General features: G+C 47.2%; 26 protein-coding genes and 2 pseudogenes. 10 read left to right on the top strand and 18 right to left on the bottom strand.

Translation table 11 applies throughout. From position 1 onward, the window contains the following. Positions 1–13: 13 nt before the first annotated feature. Together AB432_RS13870 and AB432_RS13865 are read right to left on the bottom strand one after the other, a co-directional pair. On the bottom strand, positions 14–1,225 hold the full coding sequence (locus tag AB432_RS13870) for an MFS transporter (protein ID WP_048032768.1): 1,212 nt from the start codon (positions 1,223–1,225) through the stop codon (positions 14–16). Positions 1,226–1,440: 215 nt separating this feature from the next. After that, positions 1,441–2,067: a LysE family translocator gene (locus AB432_RS13865; RefSeq protein WP_048032767.1), complete on the bottom strand. Its 627-nt coding sequence runs from the start codon at positions 2,065–2,067 to the stop codon at positions 1,441–1,443. A gap of 544 nt (positions 2,068–2,611) precedes the next feature. Here AB432_RS13865 and AB432_RS13860 point away from each other — a divergent pair. From AB432_RS13860 to AB432_RS13850, 4 genes and pseudogenes are all read left to right on the top strand, one after another. Next, positions 2,612–4,246 carry an ABC transporter substrate-binding protein gene (locus AB432_RS13860; protein ID WP_048032766.1) on the top strand — a complete coding sequence of 545 codons (1,635 nt, stop codon included), beginning with the start codon at positions 2,612–2,614 and terminating at the stop codon, positions 4,244–4,246. A 129-nt stretch (positions 4,247–4,375) separates the two neighbouring features. Further along, positions 4,376–5,758 carry a M14 family zinc carboxypeptidase gene (locus AB432_RS13855; RefSeq protein WP_048032765.1) on the top strand — a complete coding sequence of 461 codons (1,383 nt, stop codon included), beginning with the start codon at positions 4,376–4,378 and terminating at the stop codon, positions 5,756–5,758. A 101-nt stretch (positions 5,759–5,859) separates the two neighbouring features. Next, a complete protein-coding gene (locus AB432_RS30510; RefSeq protein ID WP_162630241.1) occupies positions 5,860–6,087 on the top strand; it encodes a hypothetical protein in 228 nt (75 codons plus the stop codon). Beyond that, positions 6,066–6,401: pseudogene (locus AB432_RS13850) on the top strand (chromate transporter); the annotation flags it as partial. The gene AB432_RS30510 and the pseudogene AB432_RS13850, both read left to right, overlap by 22 nt. Positions 6,402–6,455: 54 nt before the next feature. Here AB432_RS13850 and AB432_RS31405 read toward each other — a convergent pair. The 11 genes and pseudogenes from AB432_RS31405 to AB432_RS13800 all read right to left on the bottom strand — a co-directional run. After that, positions 6,456–6,530, bottom strand: a pseudogene (locus AB432_RS31405) (LysE family translocator); the annotation flags it as partial. 27 nt (positions 6,531–6,557) lie between these two features. After that, positions 6,558–7,910, bottom strand: coding sequence for a HAMP domain-containing sensor histidine kinase (locus AB432_RS13845; RefSeq protein ID WP_048032764.1), 1,353 nt, complete (start codon positions 7,908–7,910; stop codon positions 6,558–6,560). 7 nt (positions 7,911–7,917) lie between these two features. Then, on the bottom strand, positions 7,918–8,607 hold the full coding sequence (locus AB432_RS13840; RefSeq protein ID WP_048032763.1) for a response regulator transcription factor: 690 nt from the start codon (positions 8,605–8,607) through the stop codon (positions 7,918–7,920). Between the two features lie 11 nt (positions 8,608–8,618). Then, complete coding sequence (locus tag AB432_RS13835) at positions 8,619–9,203, bottom strand: TVP38/TMEM64 family protein (protein ID WP_048032762.1); 585 nt, start codon at positions 9,201–9,203, stop codon at positions 8,619–8,621. Then, a complete protein-coding gene (locus AB432_RS31300) occupies positions 9,191–9,325 on the bottom strand; it encodes a hypothetical protein (protein ID WP_268811854.1) in 135 nt (44 codons plus the stop codon). Before AB432_RS31300 ends, AB432_RS13835 begins: the two co-directional genes overlap by 13 nt. A 2-nt stretch (positions 9,326–9,327) precedes the next feature. Then, the gene (locus tag AB432_RS13830) at positions 9,328–9,822 is read right to left on the bottom strand and encodes a GyrI-like domain-containing protein (RefSeq protein WP_048032761.1); all 495 of its coding nucleotides are present in this window, start codon (positions 9,820–9,822) and stop codon (positions 9,328–9,330) included. 83 nt (positions 9,823–9,905) lie between these two features. Next, positions 9,906–10,835 carry a helix-turn-helix transcriptional regulator gene (locus tag AB432_RS13825; protein ID WP_048032760.1) on the bottom strand — a complete coding sequence of 310 codons (930 nt, stop codon included), beginning with the start codon at positions 10,833–10,835 and terminating at the stop codon, positions 9,906–9,908. Positions 10,836–11,209: 374 nt separating this feature from the next. Continuing rightward, positions 11,210–11,419 carry a hypothetical protein gene (locus AB432_RS13815; protein WP_048032759.1) on the bottom strand — a complete coding sequence of 70 codons (210 nt, stop codon included), beginning with the start codon at positions 11,417–11,419 and terminating at the stop codon, positions 11,210–11,212. 76 nt (positions 11,420–11,495) lie between these two features. Further along, positions 11,496–12,329, bottom strand: coding sequence for an ethanolamine ammonia-lyase subunit EutC (gene eutC / locus AB432_RS13810; RefSeq protein ID WP_048032758.1), 834 nt, complete (start codon positions 12,327–12,329; stop codon positions 11,496–11,498). A 20-nt stretch (positions 12,330–12,349) separates the two neighbouring features. Continuing rightward, the gene (locus AB432_RS13805) at positions 12,350–13,711 is read right to left on the bottom strand and encodes an ethanolamine ammonia-lyase subunit EutB (protein WP_048032757.1); all 1,362 of its coding nucleotides are present in this window, start codon (positions 13,709–13,711) and stop codon (positions 12,350–12,352) included. Positions 13,712–13,849: 138 nt separating this feature from the next. Next, a complete protein-coding gene (locus tag AB432_RS13800; RefSeq protein WP_007727358.1) occupies positions 13,850–14,224 on the bottom strand; it encodes a response regulator in 375 nt (124 codons plus the stop codon). Between the two features lie 299 nt (positions 14,225–14,523). Here AB432_RS13800 and AB432_RS13795 point away from each other — a divergent pair, with 299 nt between their 5' ends. Continuing rightward, positions 14,524–15,579, top strand: coding sequence for a bifunctional transcriptional activator/DNA repair enzyme AdaA (locus AB432_RS13795; RefSeq protein ID WP_048032756.1), 1,056 nt, complete (start codon positions 14,524–14,526; stop codon positions 15,577–15,579). 126 nt (positions 15,580–15,705) lie between these two features. Here the strand turns inward: AB432_RS13795 and AB432_RS13790 are convergent, their stop codons facing one another. Further along, the gene (locus AB432_RS13790) at positions 15,706–16,146 is read right to left on the bottom strand and encodes an Rrf2 family transcriptional regulator (RefSeq protein ID WP_012686286.1); all 441 of its coding nucleotides are present in this window, start codon (positions 16,144–16,146) and stop codon (positions 15,706–15,708) included. Positions 16,147–16,301: 155 nt separating this feature from the next. Between AB432_RS13790 and AB432_RS13785 the strand changes: the two genes are divergently transcribed. Both AB432_RS13785 and AB432_RS13780 read left to right on the top strand, forming a co-directional pair. Continuing rightward, positions 16,302–17,591: an acyl-CoA thioesterase/bile acid-CoA:amino acid N-acyltransferase family protein gene (locus AB432_RS13785; protein ID WP_048032755.1), complete on the top strand. Its 1,290-nt coding sequence runs from the start codon at positions 16,302–16,304 to the stop codon at positions 17,589–17,591. Between the two features lie 70 nt (positions 17,592–17,661). Further along, a complete protein-coding gene (locus AB432_RS13780; protein ID WP_007727375.1) occupies positions 17,662–18,000 on the top strand; it encodes a histidine triad nucleotide-binding protein in 339 nt (112 codons plus the stop codon). A gap of 13 nt (positions 18,001–18,013) precedes the next feature. Here the strand turns inward: AB432_RS13780 and AB432_RS13775 are convergent, their stop codons facing one another. Then, positions 18,014–18,988, bottom strand: coding sequence for a YpdA family putative bacillithiol disulfide reductase (locus AB432_RS13775; protein ID WP_048032754.1), 975 nt, complete (start codon positions 18,986–18,988; stop codon positions 18,014–18,016). A gap of 146 nt (positions 18,989–19,134) precedes the next feature. Here AB432_RS13775 and AB432_RS13770 point away from each other — a divergent pair, with 146 nt between their 5' ends. After that, positions 19,135–20,739, top strand: coding sequence for an S-layer homology domain-containing protein (locus AB432_RS13770; protein WP_235617683.1), 1,605 nt, complete (start codon positions 19,135–19,137; stop codon positions 20,737–20,739). A 76-nt stretch (positions 20,740–20,815) separates the two neighbouring features. Here AB432_RS13770 and AB432_RS30730 read toward each other — a convergent pair whose 3' ends face one another. After that, on the bottom strand, positions 20,816–20,980 hold the full coding sequence (locus AB432_RS30730) for a hypothetical protein (protein WP_173628646.1): 165 nt from the start codon (positions 20,978–20,980) through the stop codon (positions 20,816–20,818). 129 nt (positions 20,981–21,109) lie between these two features. Here AB432_RS30730 and AB432_RS13765 point away from each other — a divergent pair, with 129 nt between their 5' ends. Both AB432_RS13765 and AB432_RS13760 read left to right on the top strand, forming a co-directional pair. Further along, the gene (locus AB432_RS13765; protein WP_082195919.1) at positions 21,110–21,478 is read left to right on the top strand and encodes a hypothetical protein; all 369 of its coding nucleotides are present in this window, start codon (positions 21,110–21,112) and stop codon (positions 21,476–21,478) included. Positions 21,479–21,738: 260 nt separating this feature from the next. After that, complete coding sequence (locus tag AB432_RS13760; RefSeq protein ID WP_048032752.1) at positions 21,739–22,293, top strand: spore coat protein; 555 nt, start codon at positions 21,739–21,741, stop codon at positions 22,291–22,293. A 107-nt stretch (positions 22,294–22,400) separates the two neighbouring features. Here the strand turns inward: AB432_RS13760 and AB432_RS30505 are convergent, their stop codons facing one another. After that, complete coding sequence (locus AB432_RS30505; protein ID WP_162630223.1) at positions 22,401–22,553, bottom strand: hypothetical protein; 153 nt, start codon at positions 22,551–22,553, stop codon at positions 22,401–22,403. Positions 22,554–22,594: 41 nt separating this feature from the next. Continuing rightward, positions 22,595–22,930, bottom strand: a complete 336-nt coding sequence (locus AB432_RS13755) for a hypothetical protein (protein WP_048032751.1) — start codon at positions 22,928–22,930, stop codon at positions 22,595–22,597. Positions 22,931–23,058 lie beyond the last annotated feature (128 nt).

The raw sequence follows: 23,058 nt of genomic DNA, 5'->3' as shown, positions 1-23,058 counted from the left end.
CGTCTTTTTACAATTAATGACGAGCTTTTTCCAGCTTGCTGCTGATCACCGTGAGTAATGCTGCACCTAACACCATTACTCCACCCACCCATGGTGTATGAATCAGTCCAATGGTATCGACGATGATTCCTCCCACAAAGGCTCCAATCGCAATGCCGAGATTGAATGCCGCAATGTTAATGGCAGAAGCTACATCAACAGCACTTGGCACGTATTTTTCAGCCAACTGCACGACATATACCTGTAAACCCGGTACGTTCATAAAAGCCAAGAGGCCCATCAGCATAATCGTCAGGGTTCCCACCCATTTGAAAGGAGCAGTAAATGTTAACAGGATCAGAATGATCGCCTGAATGATGAACATCCAGCGCAACGCTTTTATCGGATTCTTGTCAGCCGCTTTTCCTCCGACCGTATTTCCAATCGCTACTGCAATCCCATAGACGAGAAGAATCAGACTGACAGCACTTGCCTGATAACCCGTGATTTCTTCCAGAATCGGCCCTAAGAACGTAAAGGTTACGAAGGTACCGCCGTAGCCAAGTGCCGTAATCGCAAAGACAAGCAACAGTGGCACGTTTGTGATTATTTTCACTTGGTCTTTAATAGAAGCAGGCTTGGCTTTTTTCAAATTGCTTGGTACCAGAATCGCTGTCGAGATAAGTGCAATCACGCCAAGAATGGCCACACCCCAAAAAGTCGCTCTCCATCCAAACATTTGTCCAATAAACGTTCCCAAAGGTACGCCTGTAACGGTTGCGACAGTCAGACCAGTAAACATTGTCGCAATCGCACTGGCACGCTTGTTTTCTGGCACCAGATCGGCTGCAATCGTCGAACCGATGGAGAAAAATACTCCATGAGAAAACGCGGTAAAGAAACGGGCAATGATTAAAAGCGTAAAACTACTCGACAAGGCTGCCGCACTGTTGCCGACAACAAAGACAATCATCAAAAGCATGAGCAGCATTTTGCGTGGAATTCTACTTGTAAGTGCTGTAATAATCGGCGCTCCAATTGCTACTCCTAATGCATATCCAGAAATAAGAAGTCCTGCTAAGGTGATGGTTACTTTCAAATCCTGTGCGACTGTAGACAACAAACCGACGATAACGAATTCAGTAGTTCCGATACCAAATGCGCTGATTGCGAGAGCAAGTAAAGCAAGAGTGGAGTTTTTCGCACCAGTTGCTTGCTGCTTCACATTGGATGTAATTGTGCTCATCTGAGGTGTATCCTCCCTTATTTTTTCTTGCCATTCACAAAGCAGGGCCCTTACTTAACATGATTGGCGAATATGTTGCATCTGAATGCTATTATGTCTCATGCCTCACTTGATAGGAAGTACGTACTTTCAAGTATCATAGGCACTAAAAAGTACCTTACACCTGTCATTAGGCAATAAAAAAAGCCGGGAAGACTACTCCCCGACTCATTACCTTATCTCTCTTGCAGCGCTACTTTTAATCCCAATAAGATGTACACAGAACCTACGATTTTGCCACTCCAGCGGCCCAGCCAGGAAATTCGTTTCACCAGATGCCCTAATGGTCTGATACTGATCGCAATCAGCGCGGTGTAAAAGAATCCCAAGATGGCGAAAATCAGTCCCAGGACAAGGAATTGGAAAATGGCTCCCCCACGCTCCGGATGTACGAATTGCGGCAGAAACGCCAGAAAGAACAACGCCGTCTTTGGGTTCAGTAGTTCTGCGAGGATGGCTTGCCCATACGATTGCAGCGGTGGCAACGGTGTTACTTTTGGCAGTTCTGGGTCAACCGGTTTTTCAAGCATGGCCCGAACCCCTAAATAGACCAAGTAAGCGGCTCCCACAAATTTTACGAGATTGAATGCCCATGCAGATGTCATCAATATCGCGGATAGTCCGACCGCTGCAAAAATCGTATGAATGAAATCACCGGTGGCAATGCCCAGCCCTGCCATGATCCCTGCTTTACGCCCTCCCTGTACGGTACGCGTGGCAGTTAACAAGACAGCGGGTCCCGGAATTAAAAAGAGGCCGATCACAACAGCCAAAAATGCTCCCATGGTAGTCCAATCAAACATGTACTCTCCCTCTTTGTATCGAATATTCAAATTCTCATCCTATCATAAACGATGTGCAGCCAGAACGATACGGTTGAGGCTTACTTTTCGGCTTCATGAGCTTGTGGCGGAAACAAAATCATGATGGTCGTTCCCTTGTTCGCGAGCGGTCTCCCCGATAAAAACGCGGCAGGAGCGTATGGAACAGATCTACAGTAGTCAGGAAGTCTTTATCGAATAAAGGTCCCATCTACAACGCTCCGATCACTCGAACAATACGATAATGAAATGAGACTGAGCTGGAATTTCAGCATGCGCAGGGAGCTTCTTAAACAAGCTCCTTATTCTTTTGAAGAAACATATTGTCGAAAACTAACGATTGAATCTCCTCTTGCTGGAGGTTTTATAATCGGGACCTAGGGGGCTGATGCGTTGGATTCACTTGCAAAATATTTTTTAAAGCGCTTGCCAAATCGGCGCTTTAAACGTAAAGGAGGTCAGATATCTTTCAAAATTATGTCGTCATGTAGATTTTTTAAACAATACAGAACAAGGGAGCTGTCACATGGTAAAGAAGAAACAGAGATTTCATGGCATTATTTTAGGATTAATAATTATGATATGTACGTCGTTGGTGGTTGCATGCAGCACACAATCAACCACACCTGAACCAAATCAACAGCCAGAGGCTGACAAACCAAAGACAGGCGGAACCATCACTGTGGCTTACGCAAGTGAAGCAGATACCTTAGATGTTCACAAGTCAGTTGGCAACGATATGGGTGTTACTTGGAATATGGGTGGATCGCTGGTCTACAAGGATCCTGTTACAAAAGAATTCAAACCTAATCTCGCAAGTGAATTCAAGATTTCAGAGGATGGAAAAACGTACACCTTTACCATTCGTTCTGGTGTTACGTTTCACGATGGGACACCTCTGACTGCCAAGAGTTTTAAAGATACCTTTGAACGCATTAAGAATCCGAAAACAAAAGCAAAACTGGCGGGAATAGTTATGATGCCGGTGAAGACCGTCAGTGCCCCTGATGATAAAACCCTCATCCTTGAATTACATGAACCCAATGTGTCGATTCTTGAAGATTTAGGCACTGGTGTAACTCAACCGCTATCCATGAAGGCCATTGAAAAATATGGTGAGGAATATGGACGAAATCCTGTGGGAATGGGTCCATGGAAGTTTGAGAGCTGGAAGGCTGGCGAGGGGGTTACATTGGTTCGCAATGAAGCCTTTAAGTGGGCCATGCCGCTCGATGAAAATCAAGGACCGCCAAGAGCTGATAAACTGGTGATCAAAACAATTCCAGATAAAAGTGTTATGTTGGCCGCTTTGGAAAACGGTACCATCGATGTTGCATTCGATGTACCCGCAAAAGATATCAAGAAGTATCGAAATAACCCAAAATATCAGGTTCTGGAACTCTTACGGGCTGGGATACCTCTTAGTTTATATATGAACTTGACAAAACCGGAGTTCCAGGATATCCAAGTCCGAAAAGCATTCAATATGCTGGTTAATAAACAAGCAATGGTCCATGCGGTTTTGATGGGTGAAGGAGAAGTTGCCCAATCGTTGTTATCCCCTTCAACATTGGGGTATGATAAGTCATTGGAAAAATACGGGTACCAATACAATGTGGAAGAAGCAAAGAAACTCCTTGACGCTGCTGGATGGAAGCTAAACGGAGAAGGCCTGAGAGAAAAGGATGGAAAAGTATTTACCCTTTCCTTTTTGAGTTCGGCTAGGTTTGAGATGCAGGCTCAGTTGTTGCAAGCTATGCTGGGCGAGGTGGGTATCAAAGCTACCATTCAAAATTTAGAGGAGTCAGCGTTTAGTGATGGACAAATGAAAGGAAATTTTGATGTGACGATGGTTACATATAGTTACGATGACCCTGATGCTTTATACCAAAGTTTCCACTCTAGCCAAATTGGTGCTGGCTTTAACATAAGTGGTCTAAAAGACGGCAAGCTGGATGCCTTATTAACAAAAGGACGTGCAACCGCTGAAACAGAAGCCAGAAAACAGGTATATGTAGATACCCAAAAACATCTCCTTGAGCAAGCATACGTTGTTCCCATCTATAGTGACAAGCTCTTTGTGGTAGTAAGCTCGCGAGTAAAAGGCGTGAAATGGACGTCTTATTCCCCCAATTTCCAAGATAGCTGGGTAGAAAAATAAACGGAGTCTTTACGTCTACGTCAAGAACCTAATCGATACGTTACAGGAATAGCATCTTTTTTAGAATGACTTGGAAGATTGGAACCGAGACAAGATTAAAATATTGCATCAGACGAGGGGGAATGATCGATGAATTTTCAACATGTGATTGATAAGGTGCCAGACTACAAGGTTTTTCTAACAGTAGATGAAATGGATGAAAGCACCAGAAAGCTGGCCGAAGAGTTTCCTGATGCTGTAACCGTATTTGAGGCGGGAAAGTCCCGCGATGGACACCCCATTCAATGTATCAAAATCGGAGACGGGCCCAAAAATGCGTTATGCTTTGCCTGCCCGCATCCTAACGAGCCAATTGGCGCGATGACGATGGAATATCTCTCCCGCGCATTGGCAGAGGACAAGGCTCTGCGCGACGAGCTGGGCTTCACGTGGTACATCATCAAATGTGCTGACCCTGATGGTACGCGACTAAATGAAAATTGGTTTAAAGGACCATACAATATTTTTAACTACATTAGAAATTACTATAGACCTGTCGGCTACGAGCAGGTTGAATGGACTTTTCCGTTTGAATATAAAGAATATCGCTTTGACGAACCATTGCCTGAAACGCAAGTGCTCATGAAAATCATAGACGAGACTAGACCTGAGTTTATGTATTCTCTACACAATGGGGGGTTATGCGGTGCTTATTGGTATATTTCGCACGATTTTCCAGAATTATACGAGGGATTTCACAATTCAGCAAGGAAGGAAGACGTGCCTTTAGATCTAGGAGAACCAGAGACGCCATTTGCGACAGAGTTTGCTCCGGCCATTTTCAGTTTAAACGGGCAAGACGAATACTATGATTATATGGAGAAACATACAGGAAAACCCCCGACACTTGATGTGGGGGCAGACAGCCACACATACGCCTCTTCGAAAGCGGATTGTGTAACATTAATTACCGAGCTGCCATATTTTTTCGATCCACGAATAGAGGATCAGAGTGACTCAGATATCTCCCGCAGAGAGGCACTTCTGACCGAAGCAGATCAAAGTGAGGCTTTTTTTGAAATGCTGGAGGGACTTGTGGGTGGCATACGGTCCTATATTTCGCAGGATAACCCGTTTTTCAAGTTGATGGACCCCTCTTCCCCGGCACGCAAAGAAAGGAACGAAGTACAGAGAAAATGGGCAATGAGCGATCCTGAATTTGAAAAGCCGGCAAAGGGTTCCCAAGTTTTCAGCAGTTTCGTGGTATCGAAGTTTTATCGAGGATTGAGCTTAGGACTAGCGGTCCGCACTTGCGAATTTGAGCTAGAGCGGCTAGCAAAGGAAGGCTCAAAGGACCAAGAGGCAATTACAAAACTGAAAGCAGTGCTGCAAGAAGGGCTTCGCCAATTGCGACAGTATACGGATGAGCTGGAACGAGAACTAAACTATACAGTTATTCCCATTCAGAAATTGGTACGTATTCAGTTGGAATGCGGTTTACTAGTCTCCAATCACATCAGCAAGAATCGGTAGTCTTGCTGATTAATCGCAAATGGGAGGGGGCACTCCCCTCCCATTTGCGATTAAAGGTTGCTTAATTCGCCAGCACTTGTACTCGTGGAACCATAGCAATATTGACCGCTATCATTACCTTATTATGGCCAACCGCTTACGGTCAATTGATAGTCATTGCTGCTGTGGGGCTATTTGGCCGATATTTTCTGGCAAAGTCCGAAATCCCGGAAACTCCTCATATGGGCATATCGATCAGCCGTAGTACAGCAGTTGTCGCCTGGATTTTGTTTTTTGGATTGTTGATTGGATTGCCTCTATTCGTACAGTGGTGCCTTCAGATTGGCTGACGGATTCTCAATTTCTTGCAGGTTACGGTGCAGCTCAAGCCGTACCAGGGCCTCTGTCCTTCTCTGCTTACTTGGGAACTGTAATGAACGGATGGACCGGAGCATTGGTCGCCTTAATCGCGATGTTTCTTCCGTCTTTTCTGTTGATTACAGGTGTTTTACCGTTTTGGGATGTAATTCGCCGCCTCCCAAATTTTCAATCGATCTTAAAAGGGATAAACGCTGCTGTTGTTGGCATTTTGCTTGCTACGCTGTTTAATCCCGTTTGGATGAAGGCGATTCATACGCCTTACGATTTTTGTCTTGCTATCGCTGCGTTCGGTTTACTTATGTTGTGGAAACTTCCCCCGTGGGTAATTGTGTTATTAAGCGGCTCCCACAAATTTGACGTGATTGAATGCCCATGCAGATGTCATCAAAATCGCGGATAAGCCGACCGCATAAACGATGTGCAGCGAGAACGATACGGTTTAGGCTTTCTTTTCGCCTTCATGAGCTTGTGGCGGAAACAAAATCGTGATGGACGTTCCCTCCCCCACTCTGCTATCCAACGAGATGATTCCCTTGTGCGCCTCCACAATCCCTTTCACAATCGTCAACCCCAATCCTGCTCCACCGCTTTCCCTTGCTCGCGAGCGATCTCCCCGATAAAAGCGCTCAAAGACGTACGGGAGGTCCTTTTGATCGATGCCCGTGCCGCTGTCCTTCACTTGCAAACGGACCATCGTACTCGGTTTGTCTACCGTGACTACGACTTCTCCTCCCGCTGGCGTATGCTTGCAGGCATTCGTCAACAAATTGGCAACGATTTGTGCCAGTCTCTGCCTGTCCCCTTTAATCCAGACAGCGTGATCGCCTTTGAAGTGAAAATTCACTTGCGCACGGGCAAACGTAGCACTCATGGACTCCGTGACTTCTTTGACAACCTCACGCAGTTCCACTTCTTCACTGCGCATTTGCAAGGAGCCCGACTCCACCTGGATCACCTGATCTAAATCGCGGACGAGACGGCTCAAACGCAGTACCTCAGACCTTGTGCTTTCGAGATTTTTGGGAGTTGCTTCCCATATGCCGTCGATCATTCCCTCTACTTGCGCCAGCAAGGTATTCAATGGTGTTCGCAATTCATGGGCAATATCGGAGGTCAGTCGCTTGCGCAGTTCCTCCTGGTGCTCAAGGCTTTGGACCAGGTTGTTAAAAGCAGCGACCAATGACGTAACCTCATCCATGCCACGAGGCTCCGGTACGCGTATCGACAGATTGCCTCGCGCGACTCGTTGGGCTGCGGTACTCACTTGTACGACGGGACGCACCATGGTTCGAGCGAGCGGTATACTGATGATAATGACCAGGATGAGCAGCACAGCCATCGTCCATGACGTTGTGTTTTTATGCGCCCATTGAAAATGACTTTCCAAGGTCATATACGCACCGCGATCATCGTGGCTAATCACCAGTTGCCCAATCATGACCCCCTTACTGACAAGGGGAATCTTGTCTACACTGTAATTGCTCGTATGGACTGGACGTTTGCCCCACTCGTTCTTCACTTGTTGTTGTTGATCGAGGAGTGTGATGTGCAATCCCAAGACCTCAGATACCGCTTCAAGCTTATGATAGGCTTCCGGTCCCCAGCCTTGATTGTCCTGATACGCCTGGAGTGCGACACGGGATATTTCTTGGTTATGCTGATTTCTCACTTCATTGGCATACATGGAAAAATGAACATCCATTTCCTTTACGGATAACAACGAGGAAAAAAGAACAGCGCATGCGCCGACTGCCATGATCACAAAGGCGAGCTTTACCCAAATATGCTTCATCGTGGCCTCACTTCTTCATGGGATCGTCAAAGCGATAGCCCAATCCATACACCGTCTTGATATACTCCGGTTGCTTCGGGTCTGCCTCGATCTTTTGGCGAAGATTTTTGATATGTGTATCAATGGTTCGGTCGTACCCTTCGAAATCAAAGCCCATGACTTCACGCACAAGCTCCTCCCTGCCCCACGTTCTCCCCGGATAACGGACAAGCGTTGTAAGCAAGCGGTATTCATTTGGCGTAACCTCCAAAGCGACTCCATTTTTCGTGACTCTCTTCTCATTCATCGATATGGTCAAGTCGCCCACCTCGATGAAATCGGAGAGTGTTGAATAATCGCCTGCACGACGCATGACAGCTCGAACACGTGCTACGAGTTCTCTCGGGCTAAAGGGCTTGATTAAATAATCATCAGCACCAATTGTAAGCCCGCGAATCCGATCCGCCTCTCCACTTTTCGCCGTTAGCATCAAGATCGGGACACGCGACTCTTTGCGAATTTGGACGCAGACTTCTTCCCCGCTCAGATCAGGAAGCATCAGGTCCAAAATGATACAGGTCAATGAAATCGTCGTGGCCATTTCCACTGCTTCCTTCCCTGTTTGGGCGGTCAGAACATGATAGCCTTCCTTTTGCAGATAGGAGGACAATATTTCTAAGATTTGCGGCTCATCATCGACTAGCAAAATGGTAGACATGTGAATCCTCCCTACTCCTCTTGTGTTTGACCCTTTCCTTTTTTCCAGAAAAGCAAAAAGACGAGAGCACCTGCCAGCAAGGCAAAAAGCAAGCGAAACTTGTTTTCACTAAAAGTAATCAGATCATGACCGACGAATGTTTCAAAAACCATTGACGGTATTTTTCCAAGCAAGGTCGCTACTAAAAATTGCGCGAAGGTGATATTCGTCAAAGCCGCACCTAAATTGATTAGTCCGGAAGGCATCATCGGATTCAATCGGAGCAAAACGATGGCAACACATTTGCGAAAACTCGTCGTTCCATTGATGGCATGTACCCATTTGAACGATTTCATCTTTTCGCGCCGATCTGCTTTTTTGATCGTGTAGCGGTAAAGGTAGAAGGCAATGCAAGCACCAGCCACCTCTCCCGTCAAAGAAATCAAGAACCCTCCGTACAAGCCAAATACGACCGCATTCGCACCCGATAAAAAAATGGACGGCAATACACCTGCCACGCTGATCACGATGTTCAATAAAATACTACCGATAATCCCCAGCATCCCCAAAGAACGAATCCACTCTGCCAGGGCTTCTATATTTGTTATCCAATCCATCCGTCTGTATGACTCCCCTCTGCCACTCTCTCTAGAGTAAACGAAACTTGTGAAGAAATCATGGAAAAAAGCAAAACAGTCGTAGCCTGATCGACTACGACTGCGTGTATGATTTGTTGCATGGTTATTCTTGTGCGATCGCGATGTACAAATCCACTTGCGCGTTGTTGGGATCAGCGCAGCGCACTCCGTCATATCGTTCGAAATCTCCGGTAAAAGTCCGCTTGTTCCCCGGTTGATTGGACCACTCCCACACCTTCGCCCACGCTTCCATCACAACCTCTACCATCGGGCCTACGCGACTCGTAAATACAGCGTAGGTAGAAGCCGGCAGAGTCTTGACAGTGAGCTCAGCAGGAAGCTCACCGTTCTTTTCTACAACGGTTCCTACTAACAAGGAGTACTCGCCTTTCTCGTCACTTTCGTAATCGCAATACACGCCCAGCACAACACCCGGCTCTTTTTGATGGGGAGTTTTGAAGGGATGCTCTTCTTGATAATAACGCTGCCACAGTGCCCCAATTTTCGCATTCGGTCCGCATTCCGCCTCATTAGTTGTCCGGATTTGCAAGCCTGCTATACGCATTTCATCCAGTTTGACAATCGTTGGGTTCATCATTAACCACGCTCCTGTAAGAAGTTTGTTTACATGACTTAGTATAACGACCATACCCTGACAACTATCTGTCAACGTTCCAACGATTATTCATAAAGTTTCGCCATTCTTTTTACAGCATCACCAATTCGCTGTCTTACATGGGGAGGCTCATGTACACACAAGGTATCGCCAAAGCTAAGCAGCATACCCGTTAACCACTCATCGTCTGGCATCTTCGTTCGTACCAGCATCGAGCCATCCTGCATGGTCTCTATTGTTTCTGGCGCAAACATATCCCGTACTCTTACATGTACACGCGACGCAAATTCGAGGACAAGAGAAATGCGCTCTGCTGTATACCATTCTTCGAGCCATTCCAGTTTATCTACATGATACGGGCGAGGCGAAAACTCCTCTGTCAGCACAGACATGTCTGCAATCCGTGACAAGCGAAACAGCCGATCCTCCTGGCGCTGTAAACAATAGCCATACACGTACCACACATACCCCTTGATAATTAGTGTGACAGGCTCAATGGTGCGTTCTGTCGCATCGCCTTGTATTTTCGTATAGGTGATCCGCACACGAAGTCTCTTCTCGATGGCTTCCCGCAGCTTGTTTACTTTTTCGGCGATCGCAGGTGTACTGCCCCACGGATTAAAGTCGTAAACAACGGGATGTGCACTTCCTTGCAGAGAGGATGGTGCAGTGGTGAGCAACGCTTTTATTTTTTCCAGAAGCTGTCCGATTTGCTTATCGTCTGTGGAGGAATGAACCCCTTTTAGGGCAGCAATAACCGCGACCAGCTCGTCCAAGGATAAGTATTGCCGATCGATCGTGAAATTCTCCATGATTTCGTATCCGCCGCTTGCCCCGGGGTAAGCTACGATCGGAATCCCTGCTGCGTTAATGGTTTCCAAATCCCGATAGACCGTACGCAAGGATACTTCAAAGTGGTCGGATAGCTCACGAGCACTCACACGACGCTTATTCAACAGCATGATGACAATAGCGAGTAGTCGTTCTACCTTCATGATCTCCTCCGTTTTTTTGAGTCAACATAGTGGAGGAGAAGAAAAAGCACAAGTCTCTACGACATTGACACGCCAGTTGGGGGATTGACTGGACGTCTCCACTTCAAAAAGGGGACCGTCGAGCCAAAGCCACCCTACGGGCGGAAGTTTCTCAGAGGAGACGTGTTCGACAAACGTGGTCCCCTTTTTGAAGTTCCGACTGGGTAGGCGTTGTCAAGGTCTACGAGCCCTGTGCTTTTTCTTCTCGCCAGCTTTGTTGGTTCATCGATACCTTTAAAAAATTTGAAGAGCAATCTGTATAAATGATCATACAAAAAAGGAATCTGCAGCCTGATCTTGCTGCACATTCCCTTTTTGCCTTGCTTCATTCGAAGCTATACGCCCATACGTCTGCGTTGATTGTTTGGTTTTTTTGTGAGCTGGCTTTTCATCGATTGATTTTTCGCCTTTTGATTCATTGGGTTATTAGCCTGTGCTTGCGCTTGTTTCTTTTCCGCCATTTTGCGCTTCATCGCCTCTTGCAGGCTGATCTTCCCAGGCTTTTGCTCAGTGGTTTCTTTTTCGTTTTGGTTTGGCTCCGTCATGCGTAGCAACTCCTCATAGAAATTGGTTATCTTCTATGTATTCTAGTGCAAGACAGGAGGAAGCGCCAGTGGGAATCTACCCGTTAATTGCCCGAAGCTGTGATAATTTCACTCCACTCGCCTGGTACTTCAAAATTTCCTCCAAAAGCTCTGCAAGGTAAGCACCCGCTTCAATCGGTAGTGTGCCGCCCTTATGAATATTAGAAATAACCGTACGATCCGATTCTACCGTATTAGCATCCGGTTTGTAAATCATGTAAGCACTGAGACTTTCTGCCGTCGCAAGCCCCGGTCTTTCCCCGATCAAGGAAATGACAACCTTGCAATTGACGATGGACGCGACCTGATCCTGAATCCAAACGCGGCCTTTATGAATAAACACTGGTTTCCCAACACTGATGTTTCGCATGGACAATCCCTGCATCAATGCAGGCAATAGGTCTGGAATGGTCGCCTCACATGCAGAGGTGCTCAGTCCGTCCGAGATGACGATTTGCACGTCTTTGTTTTTATCCCCATTCTGCTCCAGCCAGCGAGCGGATTCATCTGATAGCATCCGTCCGGAGTCGAGGTTCATTAAATACTCCTCCATGCTCGTCGCTCTTGAATGAAGGACAGGTAGCTGCAGGCTCTCGATCAGCTCCGGACTGATGGTTTTCATGACCGCATCGCGTGCTGCTGCCTGATCAATCCGAAATTGGAGGTAGCTTCCCGTCTTCATCCGGGTCCCCGCCCGCCCGATTCCGATGCGAGCCGGTGTTCGTTTCATCGCTAGCTCCAATGCTTCTGGATTGTTTGGGTTCATGACTCCGCATTGCTTTTGCTCAGGAAAATGAATAACTCCTTGACCTTTTTTGGATAGCTCATCGATTACGCGCTGAACCAAGTCGTCCATATTGATCTGTTTCATCTTGCTTCCCTCCCCACTCGTTAGTCAAAAATGGTTAAATCGCCTGCACGCTCTGTCAAACGACCATTTTCCATAATGCCCATTTTTTCCAACCATTTCTCGAATTCCCGGAGAGGTCGCAGTCCCAATAGCTCGCGGTAGCTGGCGTCATCATGATAGCTCGTATCTTGGTAACTGAGCATGACATCGTCCCCACCGGGTACGCCCATATAAAAATTCGCCCCAGCCAAGGTCGTCAGCATCCCTGCAATTTCCTGGTCATTCTGATCTGCATACATGTGATTCGTATAAGTCGGAGCGATTCCCATCGGCAAACCATGCAGCTTGCCCATGAACAAGTCCTCCAGATCGGCACGAATCATCTGTCTGCCATCATAAAGGGTTTCTGGTCCGATAAAGCCAGAAACGTTATTGACCATGAACGGCTTCCAGTGACGGCAAAAACCGTACGTACGCGCTTCCAGCGTCTGCATATCGACCCCTTCATGGGAATCCAGTGACACTTCAGAGCCTTGCCCTGTCTCAAAATACATGACGTTTGGTCCCGATGCTGTACCTTTTCGGAGCATCAAATCCATTGCCTCATCCAAAATCTCCTTGTTCACGCCAAACGCATCATTCGCCCGTTGTGAACCTGCCAAACTTTGGAACATCAAGGAAATAGGTGCACCGCCGCGAAGAGCCTGCATCTGTGTCGTGATATGCGCCAGTACGCAGTTTTGCGTAGGAATTTCCCACTTTTGCATAAAATCATGTGTCATTTTCAAGAGCTTGGTAACGCTTTCAACGGAATCATTATTGGGGTTAATTCCAATGACAGCGTCGCCTGATCCATAAGACAAGCCTTCCTTCATCGAAGCCAAAATGCCATCGGGATCATCGATGGGGTGATTCGGCTGGCAACGGAACGCCAGTCTTCCCGGCTCGCCAATTAGTGTATTGCAGTAGGCTTGATGCTTCATTTTTTGTGAGGCCATGACTAGGTCAATGCTGGACATCAGCTTGGCCGTAGCGGAAATCATCTCGCTAGTGAGTCCACGGCTAATTCTTGTGAGCTCAGGCATTCCTGTGGAAAACGACAAGATGTACTCCCGTAGCTCCCCTACTGTCCAATTTTTAATCTCATCGTAAATAGAGAGATTGATATCATCATAAATGATCCGTGTCACTTCGTCGTTTTCGTACGGAATGACTGGATTTTCATAGATATCACGAAGTTGCATTTCGCTTAATACGACTTTGGCCGCCATTCGCTCCAGTGCGGAATTGGCTGCTAGTTTACTCATGTGATCGCCAGACTTTTCTTCACTCGCTTTTGCCAATACATCACGAACCGAAGTAAACTGGTAATGCTGTTTACGTACAATGCAAGCCAATTTCATCTCTAGCTTCACTCACTTTCTTTTCAACTTTCCGTAAACTCTATCTCATGGAACGTAAAAAAGCGCTTCGAAACATAAGACGAAATGCTCGCCTTGGTCCAAGCGCCGTTGCTCTTCCTACGATTCACTTTTTTGCGTTCATTGTTTGCCCGTAAGCACGAACTCCACTGCCGGTAGCAGTTCTTCTTCCATGACGGGTTTGACCAGATAGGCACATATCCCTTTCGCTTTGGCTTGCATGACCATGTCCTTTTGACTGTAAGCAGTCAAGAGAAGAATAGCCGCGTCCGAATGCTCTCGGATAATCCCAGTCGCTGTCAAACCGTCCATAATTGGCATTTTGACATCCATAATAATGAGATGCGGGTTCCACATTTGCGTCAATCGAACGGCCTCTTTGCCGTTTTTTCCTTCAGCTACGACGTTATATCCCTGCTCTTGCAACATTTCGACCAGGTCCATACGCGTTATGGGGTCGTCGTCTATGATGATGACTCGATAATGCTGACGCAATACTCCACCTCCCGATCACCATTGAACGGACGTGCCAACTGCTCATCATTTCCATACGCAACCGACGCCGTTGTCGGCTTATCGCATATTTCTGAATACGTCTATTATATCTATATTTTCTGGCTAATTCCAGCTTAAATCCAGTCCAAGAGCCATTCGTTTCTCCTAAAACCGCCCCTCTTACGGTACGCTTCTCGACTGTGCCTGTCTCCGCTTTTTAAAAATCAATGTACGATTTTCGGCTGCAGCCATTTTGGGTGAGCGATACAATGAAAATAGAAAAATGGAGGGGGAAAAGAATGATATCGGCCGAGATGAAGTCCGAGTATTATCAGGCATTACTGGATAAAAATTCAGAATATGAAGGTGTCTTTTTTGTTGGAGTCAAGACTACCGGCGTATTCTGTCGACCGACATGTCCAGCAAGAAAACCTAAGTTTGTTAATTGCGAGTTTTTTGATCATGCCAAACAAGCACTTCTGGCCTCATTCCGGCCCTGCCAGCGCTGCCGTCCGCTTTCACATCCCAATCATGTTTCAGAGCTCGTGCGTCTGCTAGTAAACGCTGTAGAAGAGAACCCCGAGCAACGGTGGACGGAAAAAGACTTTCAACGATTATCCGTGGACGCTGTAACAGCGCGTCGCCAATTCAAAAAGCGTTTTGGTATGACGTTTGTCGAATATGCAAGGGCGCGACGTATGGGAATTGCGTTGAAAGAAATCAGAGAAGGAAAAGCAATCATCGATGCCCAACTATCCTCCGGGTACGAGTCCAGCAGTGGTTTTCGAGACGCATTTGCACGAATCATGGGGGCAGCACCTACTCTTCTTGGCGATCATCATGTCTTAAAAGCATCGTGGCTGGATACAAGACTCGGTCCGATGATAGCCATCGCGGATGAAGAAGCGCTCTATCTACTTGAATTCGTTGACCGCCGCGGCTTGGAACGAGAAGTTGAACGACTTAGACTAAGAACGAAGTCTGCGATCATCCCTGGTTCCACAGCGCCAATCCGTTCCATTGAGCGTGAATTAGAGGAGTATTTTGACGGAAAGCTAACTCAATTTACAACGCCTTTGTTTTTGAGCGGATCGCCTTTTCAAAGAATGGTCTGGGAGCATTTACAAACGATCCTCCCCGGTCAAACTTCATCCTATTCCGATGTTGCAGCAGCTATTGGGAAACCAAGCGCTTTTCGTGCTGTCGCGCAAGCAAATGGTGCGAATCAGTTGGCGATTGTCATTCCTTGTCACCGTGTCATCAACTCCAATGGTGATTTGGGTGGGTACGGAGGAGGACTTTCACGCAAGCGCTGGCTGCTTCATCATGAAAAAGAAACACTCTGCCGCAATTAAAGAAAGATAGCTGGAAAGAGAAGAAAATAGCCCGTCAGTCCGGATGAGCAGTGCCTCTCGTCCAAATGGATGCCGACACTCCTTACACGCAAAAATGCCCTCGCTTACGCAAGGGCATTTTTGTTCTTACTGCGCTTTTTCCGTTATTTTTTGACGTAGGTTATCTACGAGCTCGGACATTTTCACTCCGCCCAAAATCTCCTCCATGGCATGCTGCGCACGGGTCAGAATCAACTCCAACACAAACTGTATATTCGCTCCCACTGGACAATCGGGATTCGGTTGCTCATGGATGTGAAAAAGTTGCCCTTCTTCCACGACATCAACTGCACGGTAAATCTCCAGAAGCGTGATTTGATCCAGTTCCTTGGCGAGAGAAGCGCCGCCAGCTCCGGCACGTACGTTCACGAGCCCAGCCTTCTTCAACAGCCCCAGCACACGTCGGATCACGACCGGATTCGTATTCACACTACCTGCGATCCATTCGGAAGTACAATGCGAATTAGAATCAATGGAAAGCAGTGATAAGATGTGGACCGCAATGGAGAAACGGCTGCTGATTTTCATACGTTGTCACCCTTTCGTTGTAATGATTATAGTTACACCCCATGCAAGAAGTCAAGTTAACCATACCGTCACATTTCGTCTCGTCGAACTTTTATTCATTCTACTATAATGACTGTGTCAAGTGTTCCCGTAATCTGGAAGGAGTGTTGACAAAAATGATGCTTCCACAAATTGAAGTTACGCCTGCTACAGCCTTAATAGATGTTCCCGTCCACATTACACTTAGCGGTTTTGTCCCGAATCAATTAATCACCCTTCATGCCACTCTGAAAAATGGGTTACCTGGAGGAGATTTGACTGCATCCTCCCATGCTATCTTTCAAGCGGACGAAAATGGCTCAGTCGATCTGGTTTCTCAAGCCCCTTTGTTTGGTACTTATGAAGGAATTGATCCGATGGGGTTGTTTTGGTCGATGAATGTACAGACCATGCGTTTTTATCATGCTTATTCCCTGGACGACTTTCAGTTCACCCCACGCTCCACCGAGATAGAATTAACGGCAGAAGTCTACGATAAACCCGTAGCGAAAGCAGTCGTGAAACGTATTTTTGTCTCCCGCGACGTCTCGATACAGAAAGTGACAGACCATGGCTTGGTCGGTCTGTTTTTTTCAAAACCCCACACAGAGCAAAGACCCGCCATTGTCGTACTTGGTGGAAGCGAAGGTGGAATTGGTTCCTGCTCACAATTCGCTGCTTTGTTCGCCTCTCACGGCTATCCGGCGCTAGCACTCGCTTATTTCCAATGCAATGATCTTCCTGACGATATTCGCCAGATCCCGATTGAATATGTTCAACGCGCCATTCATTGGCTACAGCAGCAGCCCTCCGTACATCCTGATAAAATTACGTTATTCGGACGTTCCAAAGGAGCAGAATTGGCATTAGTCACAGCATCGATCGATCAACACGTACATGCTGTTATTGCTTCGAGTCCCAGCTCTGCGGTTTCTATCGGGACCGACAAGGCATTCGCTGGATCAGACACGTTCTCCCCGCAATCCTCTTGGTCGTTTCAGGGAGAGCCTCTTCCTTTCGTGCCATGGACAGAGGAGCAGACAAAAGTCTCACAGGAGCGGCTCGACGCAGGTCAACGGATTGATCACATCCATGCCGAAGCCTGGGCTGCTTGTGAGTGGTTAGAAGATGCCGAAATCCCGGTAGAAAAAATCAATGGCCCGATCCTCCTCCTCTCCTCGGATGACGATCATTGGTGGCCAGCGGCAGAGCATTGCGAGCAAATAGTACGACGGCTCAAGGAGTATCAGTTTGCACATTCAGTGGTGCATTTACGTTACGCGGATACAGGACATGGAATCCGCTTTCCTTACATCCCTACTACCCGCACACAGCTCAATGGTGGTACGCCCAAAAACAACGCCTACGCATCCGAGCACTCTTGGCGTGAGGTTCTTCAGTTTTTGGAACGGACTTTTCCAGCGTAAAAAACAGGGAATGCCTACTCGCATGACGAAGTAGGCTTTATCTATCATTTTAGAAAGGATGTATCGCCCTATGGACTGCCTATTTTGCAAAATTGTAAACGGAGACATTCCCTCTAAAAAAGTGTATGAGGACGAGCATGTCTTGGCTTTTCACGACATTAATCCAGTTGCCCCTGTGCACGTCCTGATGATTCCAAAAAAGCATATTCAATCCGTTCTGGCTATCGAGCCTGAGGACAAGGAGTTGATCGGTCACCTTCATCTGTCGCTGCAAAAAGTAGCAGAGACAATGGGCGTGAACGAGGATGGCTTCCGTATCGTGACCAACATTGGCAAACACGGACAACAAACCGTCTTCCATCTGCACTACCACCTCATCGGAGGCAGACAATTGGAGTGGCAGTTCTAATCAATAGCAGCGACTACTCCCTTTGAGAGGCAATGTGGCGGGCGATACCTTCACCGTGAAACCTTCCATTTTCGATAAAAATGGCGTTTGCGTGATGGCCCGCCGCAATAACTCCCGCTATATAGAGACCCGGAATGTTCGTCTCCATCGTCTCAGGATGATGCGCAGGGATTCCCGTTTCCTCTTCAATCATGACCCCTAACGAATGAAGGAAGGTACGATCCGGACGATATCCAATCAAAGAAAACACATGGTCATTGGCAAGCGTAATGACCTCCTCCCCTGTTTTCACCTTGATGGAACGCTCCTCAATGCTCTCGATTGTTGCACCGAATAGCATGCGGATACGTCCTTTTTTGATCAGACTCTCAAAAACAGGTCTTGTCCATGCCTTAACCTTGTCAGATAGCTCCGTTCGGCGGCAAATCACCGTTACTTCTGCTCCTGCCCGCTCCAGCTCCATCGCCGCGTCTACAGCAGAGTTGTTCCCCCCTACTACCGCTACTTTCAGTCCTGTATACGGATGTGCCTCCTTGTAGAAGGACGAAACCTTCGGCAGCTCCTCGCCTGATACATGCAGCCGATTCGGATTGTCAAAGTAACCTGTGGCGATCACCAAGTTTTTCGCTTCGTACGTATGTGTTTTGGAGAATCGGTCTGTTGTCGTGACTTGAAAGCCAGCTGGCGTCTTCTTCGCTTCCGTCACCATTTCGTATACGTTCACGCGCAATTTTTCTCGCGCTGCTACCAGTCGATAGTAATTGAGTGCCTCCTGTCTGGTCGGCTTGTCGTTCGCCGTTGCAAAAGGGACGCCCCCAATCTCCAGTAAATCAGGTGTGCTATGAAAAATCATATAGGTCGGGTAGCGATAAATCGAATGGACAAGCGACCCTTTTTCAATAATGATGGGATCAAGTCCAGCTCGCTTGCAGGCAATTGCCGCTGCCAGTCCACAAGGCCCACCGCCTACAATCAGTACGTCTTCCATTTCTCTCCGCCTCGCTTCATTCTCTCTATTCTCATTCCTCCATCATATCATATCGCATTTCCAGAAAAAGAGTTCGGGCACCTCTGCAAGGTTTCTACCAATATCTGACCAATGAAAGAATGGTTCTCTCTCCTTATACTGGATGTATGATGAAAAAACAAAACATACATATCTGGTTAGTCTCCTTTGCTTTTTTGGTGTACGGTCTCTCTTTTGCCATCGGAGTCCCTGCATCCACAGCATCGACGAAAAATTTAAAAGATATCGCAAACAGCTATGCGAAAGAGCAAATCCGTTCGCTACAAGCGGCAGGTGTCATCGCTGGGGATGAAAACGGGTATTTTCACCCGACTCGCCCGGTGACGCGTGCTGAGTTTGTCGCGATGCTCACACGAACGCTCGGTATGAAACCGGTGGCCAGCAACGTCGCAGCCTATTCGGATGTCCCGAAAAGCTCTTGGGCATACGGGTATGTACAAGCTGCTGCTGGACTTAACATCGCGAATGGCATCGGTCCTACTACGTTTGCTCCGAAGCGGACGATCTCTCGCGAAGAGGCCGCTGCGTTTCTCGTACGCGCACTGGAACAAAGCATTTCGCCTTCTTACCAGTTGCCCGTGAAGGATGCCAATGCGATATCGAGCTGGGCACGCGCCTCTGTGAGCCACGCCATGCAGAAAAAATGGTTGGTTGGCTACAATGGCTACTTCCGGCCGACTCAAGCACTATCGAGAGAAGAAACTGCTGTTATTTTGTATCGAATTCAGGAGAATCTGAAGAAGCAAAACGTTACAGCAAAACCGCTTGTCTCTCTCGGATGGCAATACCAATCCACGACAGAGGAGTTCATTGCACAAGTAAAGAAAAGCGGAGTCAACACGCTGTCCCCGCGTTGGTACTTCCTGCAAAAAGACGGAACGATCAGTGACTCTACGGATACTTCACTTGTCCAATGGGCACATGCGAATGGCAAACAGATATGGCCGCTATTCGGGAATAAATTTGATCCCGCTGCTACCCACACCATGCTGTCCGATCCCAATAAACGAAAAGCAGCCGTGCAAAAGCTTACTTCGTTTATTGATAAGTACCAGCTAGATGGGATTAACATCGATTTCGAAGGGTTCTCCCCTGCGGATCGTAACAACTTCACCTTGTTTATTCAGGAGCTGGCGACTGCTCTTCACGCAAAAGGCGCTGTCCTATCTGTAGATATTCCACCTGATGGTGATTCAGACTGGAGTGACCCTTTTGATTTTGCTAAATTAGCAAAGCATGCGGATTATTTAGTAGTAATGGCCTATGAAGAACATTGGGTAGGCGGGTCACAAGCAGGCTCCGTGGCATCCCTGCCTTGGTTTACGAAAGTCATTACCGACCTGCTTGACGAGGTTCCGACCCAAAAGCTGATCGCCGGAATGCCTCTTTACACACGTGACTGGTACCAATCGAATGGGACATTGAAATCGACAGATATCAGCATCCCTCAGTCTTACCAGTTGCTCTCGCAATACAGAGCAAAAACAGTGTGGGATGATAAAGTTGGACAATACCGGTCGACGTATCAAAAGCAAGGCGTCACGCACACGATTTGGCTGGAAGAAAGCCGCTCGATTGGGCTGAAAGCTCAGGCTAGTCTGCAATGGCAAATTGGAGGGCTCGCGTACTGGTACATTGGTTCTGAATCAACTGATATGTGGACAGCCATTGCCAATTCTATCACCTTAAAACATGCACGTGAAAAACTGTAAGAATCATGAAAAGAAGCGCCCTCGTCCGGCTACAACCATGGCAGAGGCGCTTCTTTTTGTTTAAGCGAGGCACTTCTCAATAAGTCCCGGATGAGCCTGCGCCTCCAGGATGTTTGGGCGCCTCGACGACTTCGTCCTTCGATGCTTTCCGGGTCTCAAATAAATCGATGCTTCCTGCTGCATGCGTCCCCAATACTTTCAGTTCTTTATTTTCCACTTCCTGATTGTTTTGTTCAGTCAATGTGATCCCCCCAAATGCAAGTTAGCAGTAGTTTGTCTCCTTTTAACGATTATTAGACAATCTTTGGTGTTCTGCATGGGATTGTCCTCCTTTCTTCATACTGAAAGGGAGCAGAAGGAGGAAAGGTTCTTGCCGGATATTTTGATGAGCCCTGAATTACAAAGAAAAACAGAAGAAGCTATCCAAGGTCTCACATTCACGAAAAATTTCCGTTCTGCAACAGCCGAGGAATGGTATCTGTTTTTGCCAGGATACCGAGATCCGCAAACAGAAGGGGCTTGCGGGAAAGTATTCATTCATTACGATTTGATTGGAAATCGGGATGTGTTCATCAACACCACCGTGATTTTCGATGACCCCAAACTGTATGACCCTACTCTGCATCCACTGGTCTACGCAGTGGTAGATGAAGCCGTCAATCGTCTGGTGGGCTATGCAAATACGTTGCTTTCGGTACATGCAGGCTTCAATTCGTACTCGGCTGAATATCTGAGTTAGTACCACTTTGCAAAATGTCCGTTGGATTATCTTGTAGCTCGAGGAGGGAAACACGATGCAAAACAAGGATGAAGATTTGCTTCAGGCAGCCGGGGTAGTCGGAACATCGAGATACCACGCACTGGCTACGAAAACATGTTTTAAAGCTCGGTTGATATCTCCGGCTAATCTTTTCTCTATTTTTTTCCTGAATATCCATTGATTCTATACAAACACTATCAAAGGTTGACAGTAACCCAATTCGATTACAGGAGGCCATTATGCAACGATTTGCTGCTCATGAGTTTTTGGAAACACAAGAAGCACTCCGCTCCAAACACGCCGCGATTGAAATGCACGGAGTGCTTGCCGAGATGGCACAGGACCCTCAATTAACAGGCATCATTAACAGACATCAGCAAATGATCATGAACGCCTACCAGCAAGGGATTAGCCTCTTGCAGGGAAAAGGCTTCAACATTGCACCAGCTCCTATTCAATTGCGTGTAGCACAACCTACAGCAGTTGGTCTTAATAATCCGCAGATGGCTGCTCCCAACCCACACCCGACACGCTTGTCAGATATGACGATTGCTACCCTGATGCTGACCTGGCATAAAGCGGGTTCGGCAATTGGCATGCTCTGGGCGGCTGAGTGCGTAGATCCAGGTATCCGGCAATATCATGTAAATGGCGCAAATGCTTGCCAGCAAATGGCTTATGAAACCTGGCAATACATGAATGCCAAAGGCTACTACCAAGCTCCGCAGCTTGCCGATCACACGATGAACACGATGATTAACGCCTACCAGCCTCAACAGCAAATGCTCCTGTAAGTCAAAAAACCGTCCTCGTTTGGACGGTTTTCATATTATGCGTGTCATGGCATCTTGGAATAAGAAAAACCTTCCCGCTTCCGGAAGGTTTTATTTGTTACGATGTGTCAGCGTTCTCGAACGGTCTCTGTATTATTAGACCAGCCCCAGCTTTCTATTGCTTGTTCCTCAGGACTACTGCCCTTCGCATCCGGTAGATTTTGGATGACCTGTCCTTCTTCGTCGTGCTTCGAATGGTTGCCATGTAGTTTTTTTTGCATGTCCATGGCTCTCCCCCTCTCTTTTTCGTGGCTTGAGCTAGCTACTCTGGAGAATACCCCTCGGATTCGTTCAGCAAACCCTCATACTGGGTAATGGCTGAAATCAAATCTGGATGAGTATCTCTATTTGTCTCAGCGAGCTTTTTCAGATCGAAATACACTTCTGATAATCGAAATAGAGGGTTGTTACGCTCAGAACCACCACTCGTTGCAGAATGTGTCACTACCCCATTCGTTTGCAAATAGAAGGTTTCTGCGGGGACAATTTCAATATCCTGCTTCACCTCTTTTATCACAGCCTGCAACCGTTCTGGCATCATATCGTTGTGTTTCTCGAATTTTTCAATAATCGTAAGGATGTAATCCTTTTTGCTCATCGATCTCGTTCATCCTTTCCTCCAAGCATCCTTTGTTAATGTGCCCATAGAACAGGAAAGGTATTCAAAAAAACTGCCACCTCTCTCGCATCACGTACAAGAAGAAGTGGCCGTTTTCCTTTTCCCTA

This window comes from Brevibacillus brevis, assembly GCF_001039275.2.
In the GTDB taxonomy this organism is placed as follows: domain Bacteria; phylum Bacillota; class Bacilli; order Brevibacillales; family Brevibacillaceae; genus Brevibacillus; species Brevibacillus brevis_C.
This window is presented reverse-complemented; position numbering and strand designations above follow the sequence as displayed.

Excerpts from the sequence above, each read along its gene's own strand:
- AB432_RS13870 (WP_048032768.1), bottom strand. The coding sequence starts at position 1,225 with ATGAGCACAATTACATCCAATGTGAAGCAGCAAGCAACTGGTGCGAAA.
- AB432_RS13865 (WP_048032767.1), bottom strand. The coding sequence starts at position 2,067 with ATGTTTGATTGGACTACCATGGGAGCATTTTTGGCTGTTGTGATCGGC.
- AB432_RS13860 (WP_048032766.1), top strand. The coding sequence starts at position 2,612 with ATGGTAAAGAAGAAACAGAGATTTCATGGCATTATTTTAGGATTAATA.
- AB432_RS13855 (WP_048032765.1), top strand. The coding sequence starts at position 4,376 with ATGAATTTTCAACATGTGATTGATAAGGTGCCAGACTACAAGGTTTTT.
- AB432_RS13845 (WP_048032764.1), bottom strand. The coding sequence starts at position 7,910 with ATGAAGCATATTTGGGTAAAGCTCGCCTTTGTGATCATGGCAGTCGGC.
- AB432_RS13840 (WP_048032763.1), bottom strand. The coding sequence starts at position 8,607 with ATGTCTACCATTTTGCTAGTCGATGATGAGCCGCAAATCTTAGAAATA.
- AB432_RS13835 (WP_048032762.1), bottom strand. The coding sequence starts at position 9,203 with ATGGATTGGATAACAAATATAGAAGCCCTGGCAGAGTGGATTCGTTCT.
- AB432_RS31300 (WP_268811854.1), bottom strand. The coding sequence starts at position 9,325 with ATGCAACAAATCATACACGCAGTCGTAGTCGATCAGGCTACGACTGTT.
- AB432_RS13830 (WP_048032761.1), bottom strand. The coding sequence starts at position 9,822 with ATGATGAACCCAACGATTGTCAAACTGGATGAAATGCGTATAGCAGGC.
- AB432_RS13825 (WP_048032760.1), bottom strand. The coding sequence starts at position 10,835 with ATGAAGGTAGAACGACTACTCGCTATTGTCATCATGCTGTTGAATAAG.
- AB432_RS13815 (WP_048032759.1), bottom strand. The coding sequence starts at position 11,419 with ATGACGGAGCCAAACCAAAACGAAAAAGAAACCACTGAGCAAAAGCCT.
- eutC (WP_048032758.1), bottom strand. The coding sequence starts at position 12,329 with ATGAAACAGATCAATATGGACGACTTGGTTCAGCGCGTAATCGATGAG.
- AB432_RS13805 (WP_048032757.1), bottom strand. The coding sequence starts at position 13,711 with ATGAAATTGGCTTGCATTGTACGTAAACAGCATTACCAGTTTACTTCG.
- AB432_RS13795 (WP_048032756.1), top strand. The coding sequence starts at position 14,524 with ATGATATCGGCCGAGATGAAGTCCGAGTATTATCAGGCATTACTGGAT.
- AB432_RS13790 (WP_012686286.1), bottom strand. The coding sequence starts at position 16,146 with ATGAAAATCAGCAGCCGTTTCTCCATTGCGGTCCACATCTTATCACTG.
- AB432_RS13785 (WP_048032755.1), top strand. The coding sequence starts at position 16,302 with ATGATGCTTCCACAAATTGAAGTTACGCCTGCTACAGCCTTAATAGAT.
- AB432_RS13780 (WP_007727375.1), top strand. The coding sequence starts at position 17,662 with ATGGACTGCCTATTTTGCAAAATTGTAAACGGAGACATTCCCTCTAAA.
- AB432_RS13775 (WP_048032754.1), bottom strand. The coding sequence starts at position 18,988 with ATGGAAGACGTACTGATTGTAGGCGGTGGGCCTTGTGGACTGGCAGCG.
- AB432_RS13770 (WP_235617683.1), top strand. The coding sequence starts at position 19,135 with ATGATGAAAAAACAAAACATACATATCTGGTTAGTCTCCTTTGCTTTT.
- AB432_RS13760 (WP_048032752.1), top strand. The coding sequence starts at position 21,739 with ATGCAACGATTTGCTGCTCATGAGTTTTTGGAAACACAAGAAGCACTC.
- AB432_RS30505 (WP_162630223.1), bottom strand. The coding sequence starts at position 22,553 with ATGCAAAAAAAACTACATGGCAACCATTCGAAGCACGACGAAGAAGGA.
- AB432_RS13755 (WP_048032751.1), bottom strand. The coding sequence starts at position 22,930 with ATGAGCAAAAAGGATTACATCCTTACGATTATTGAAAAATTCGAGAAA.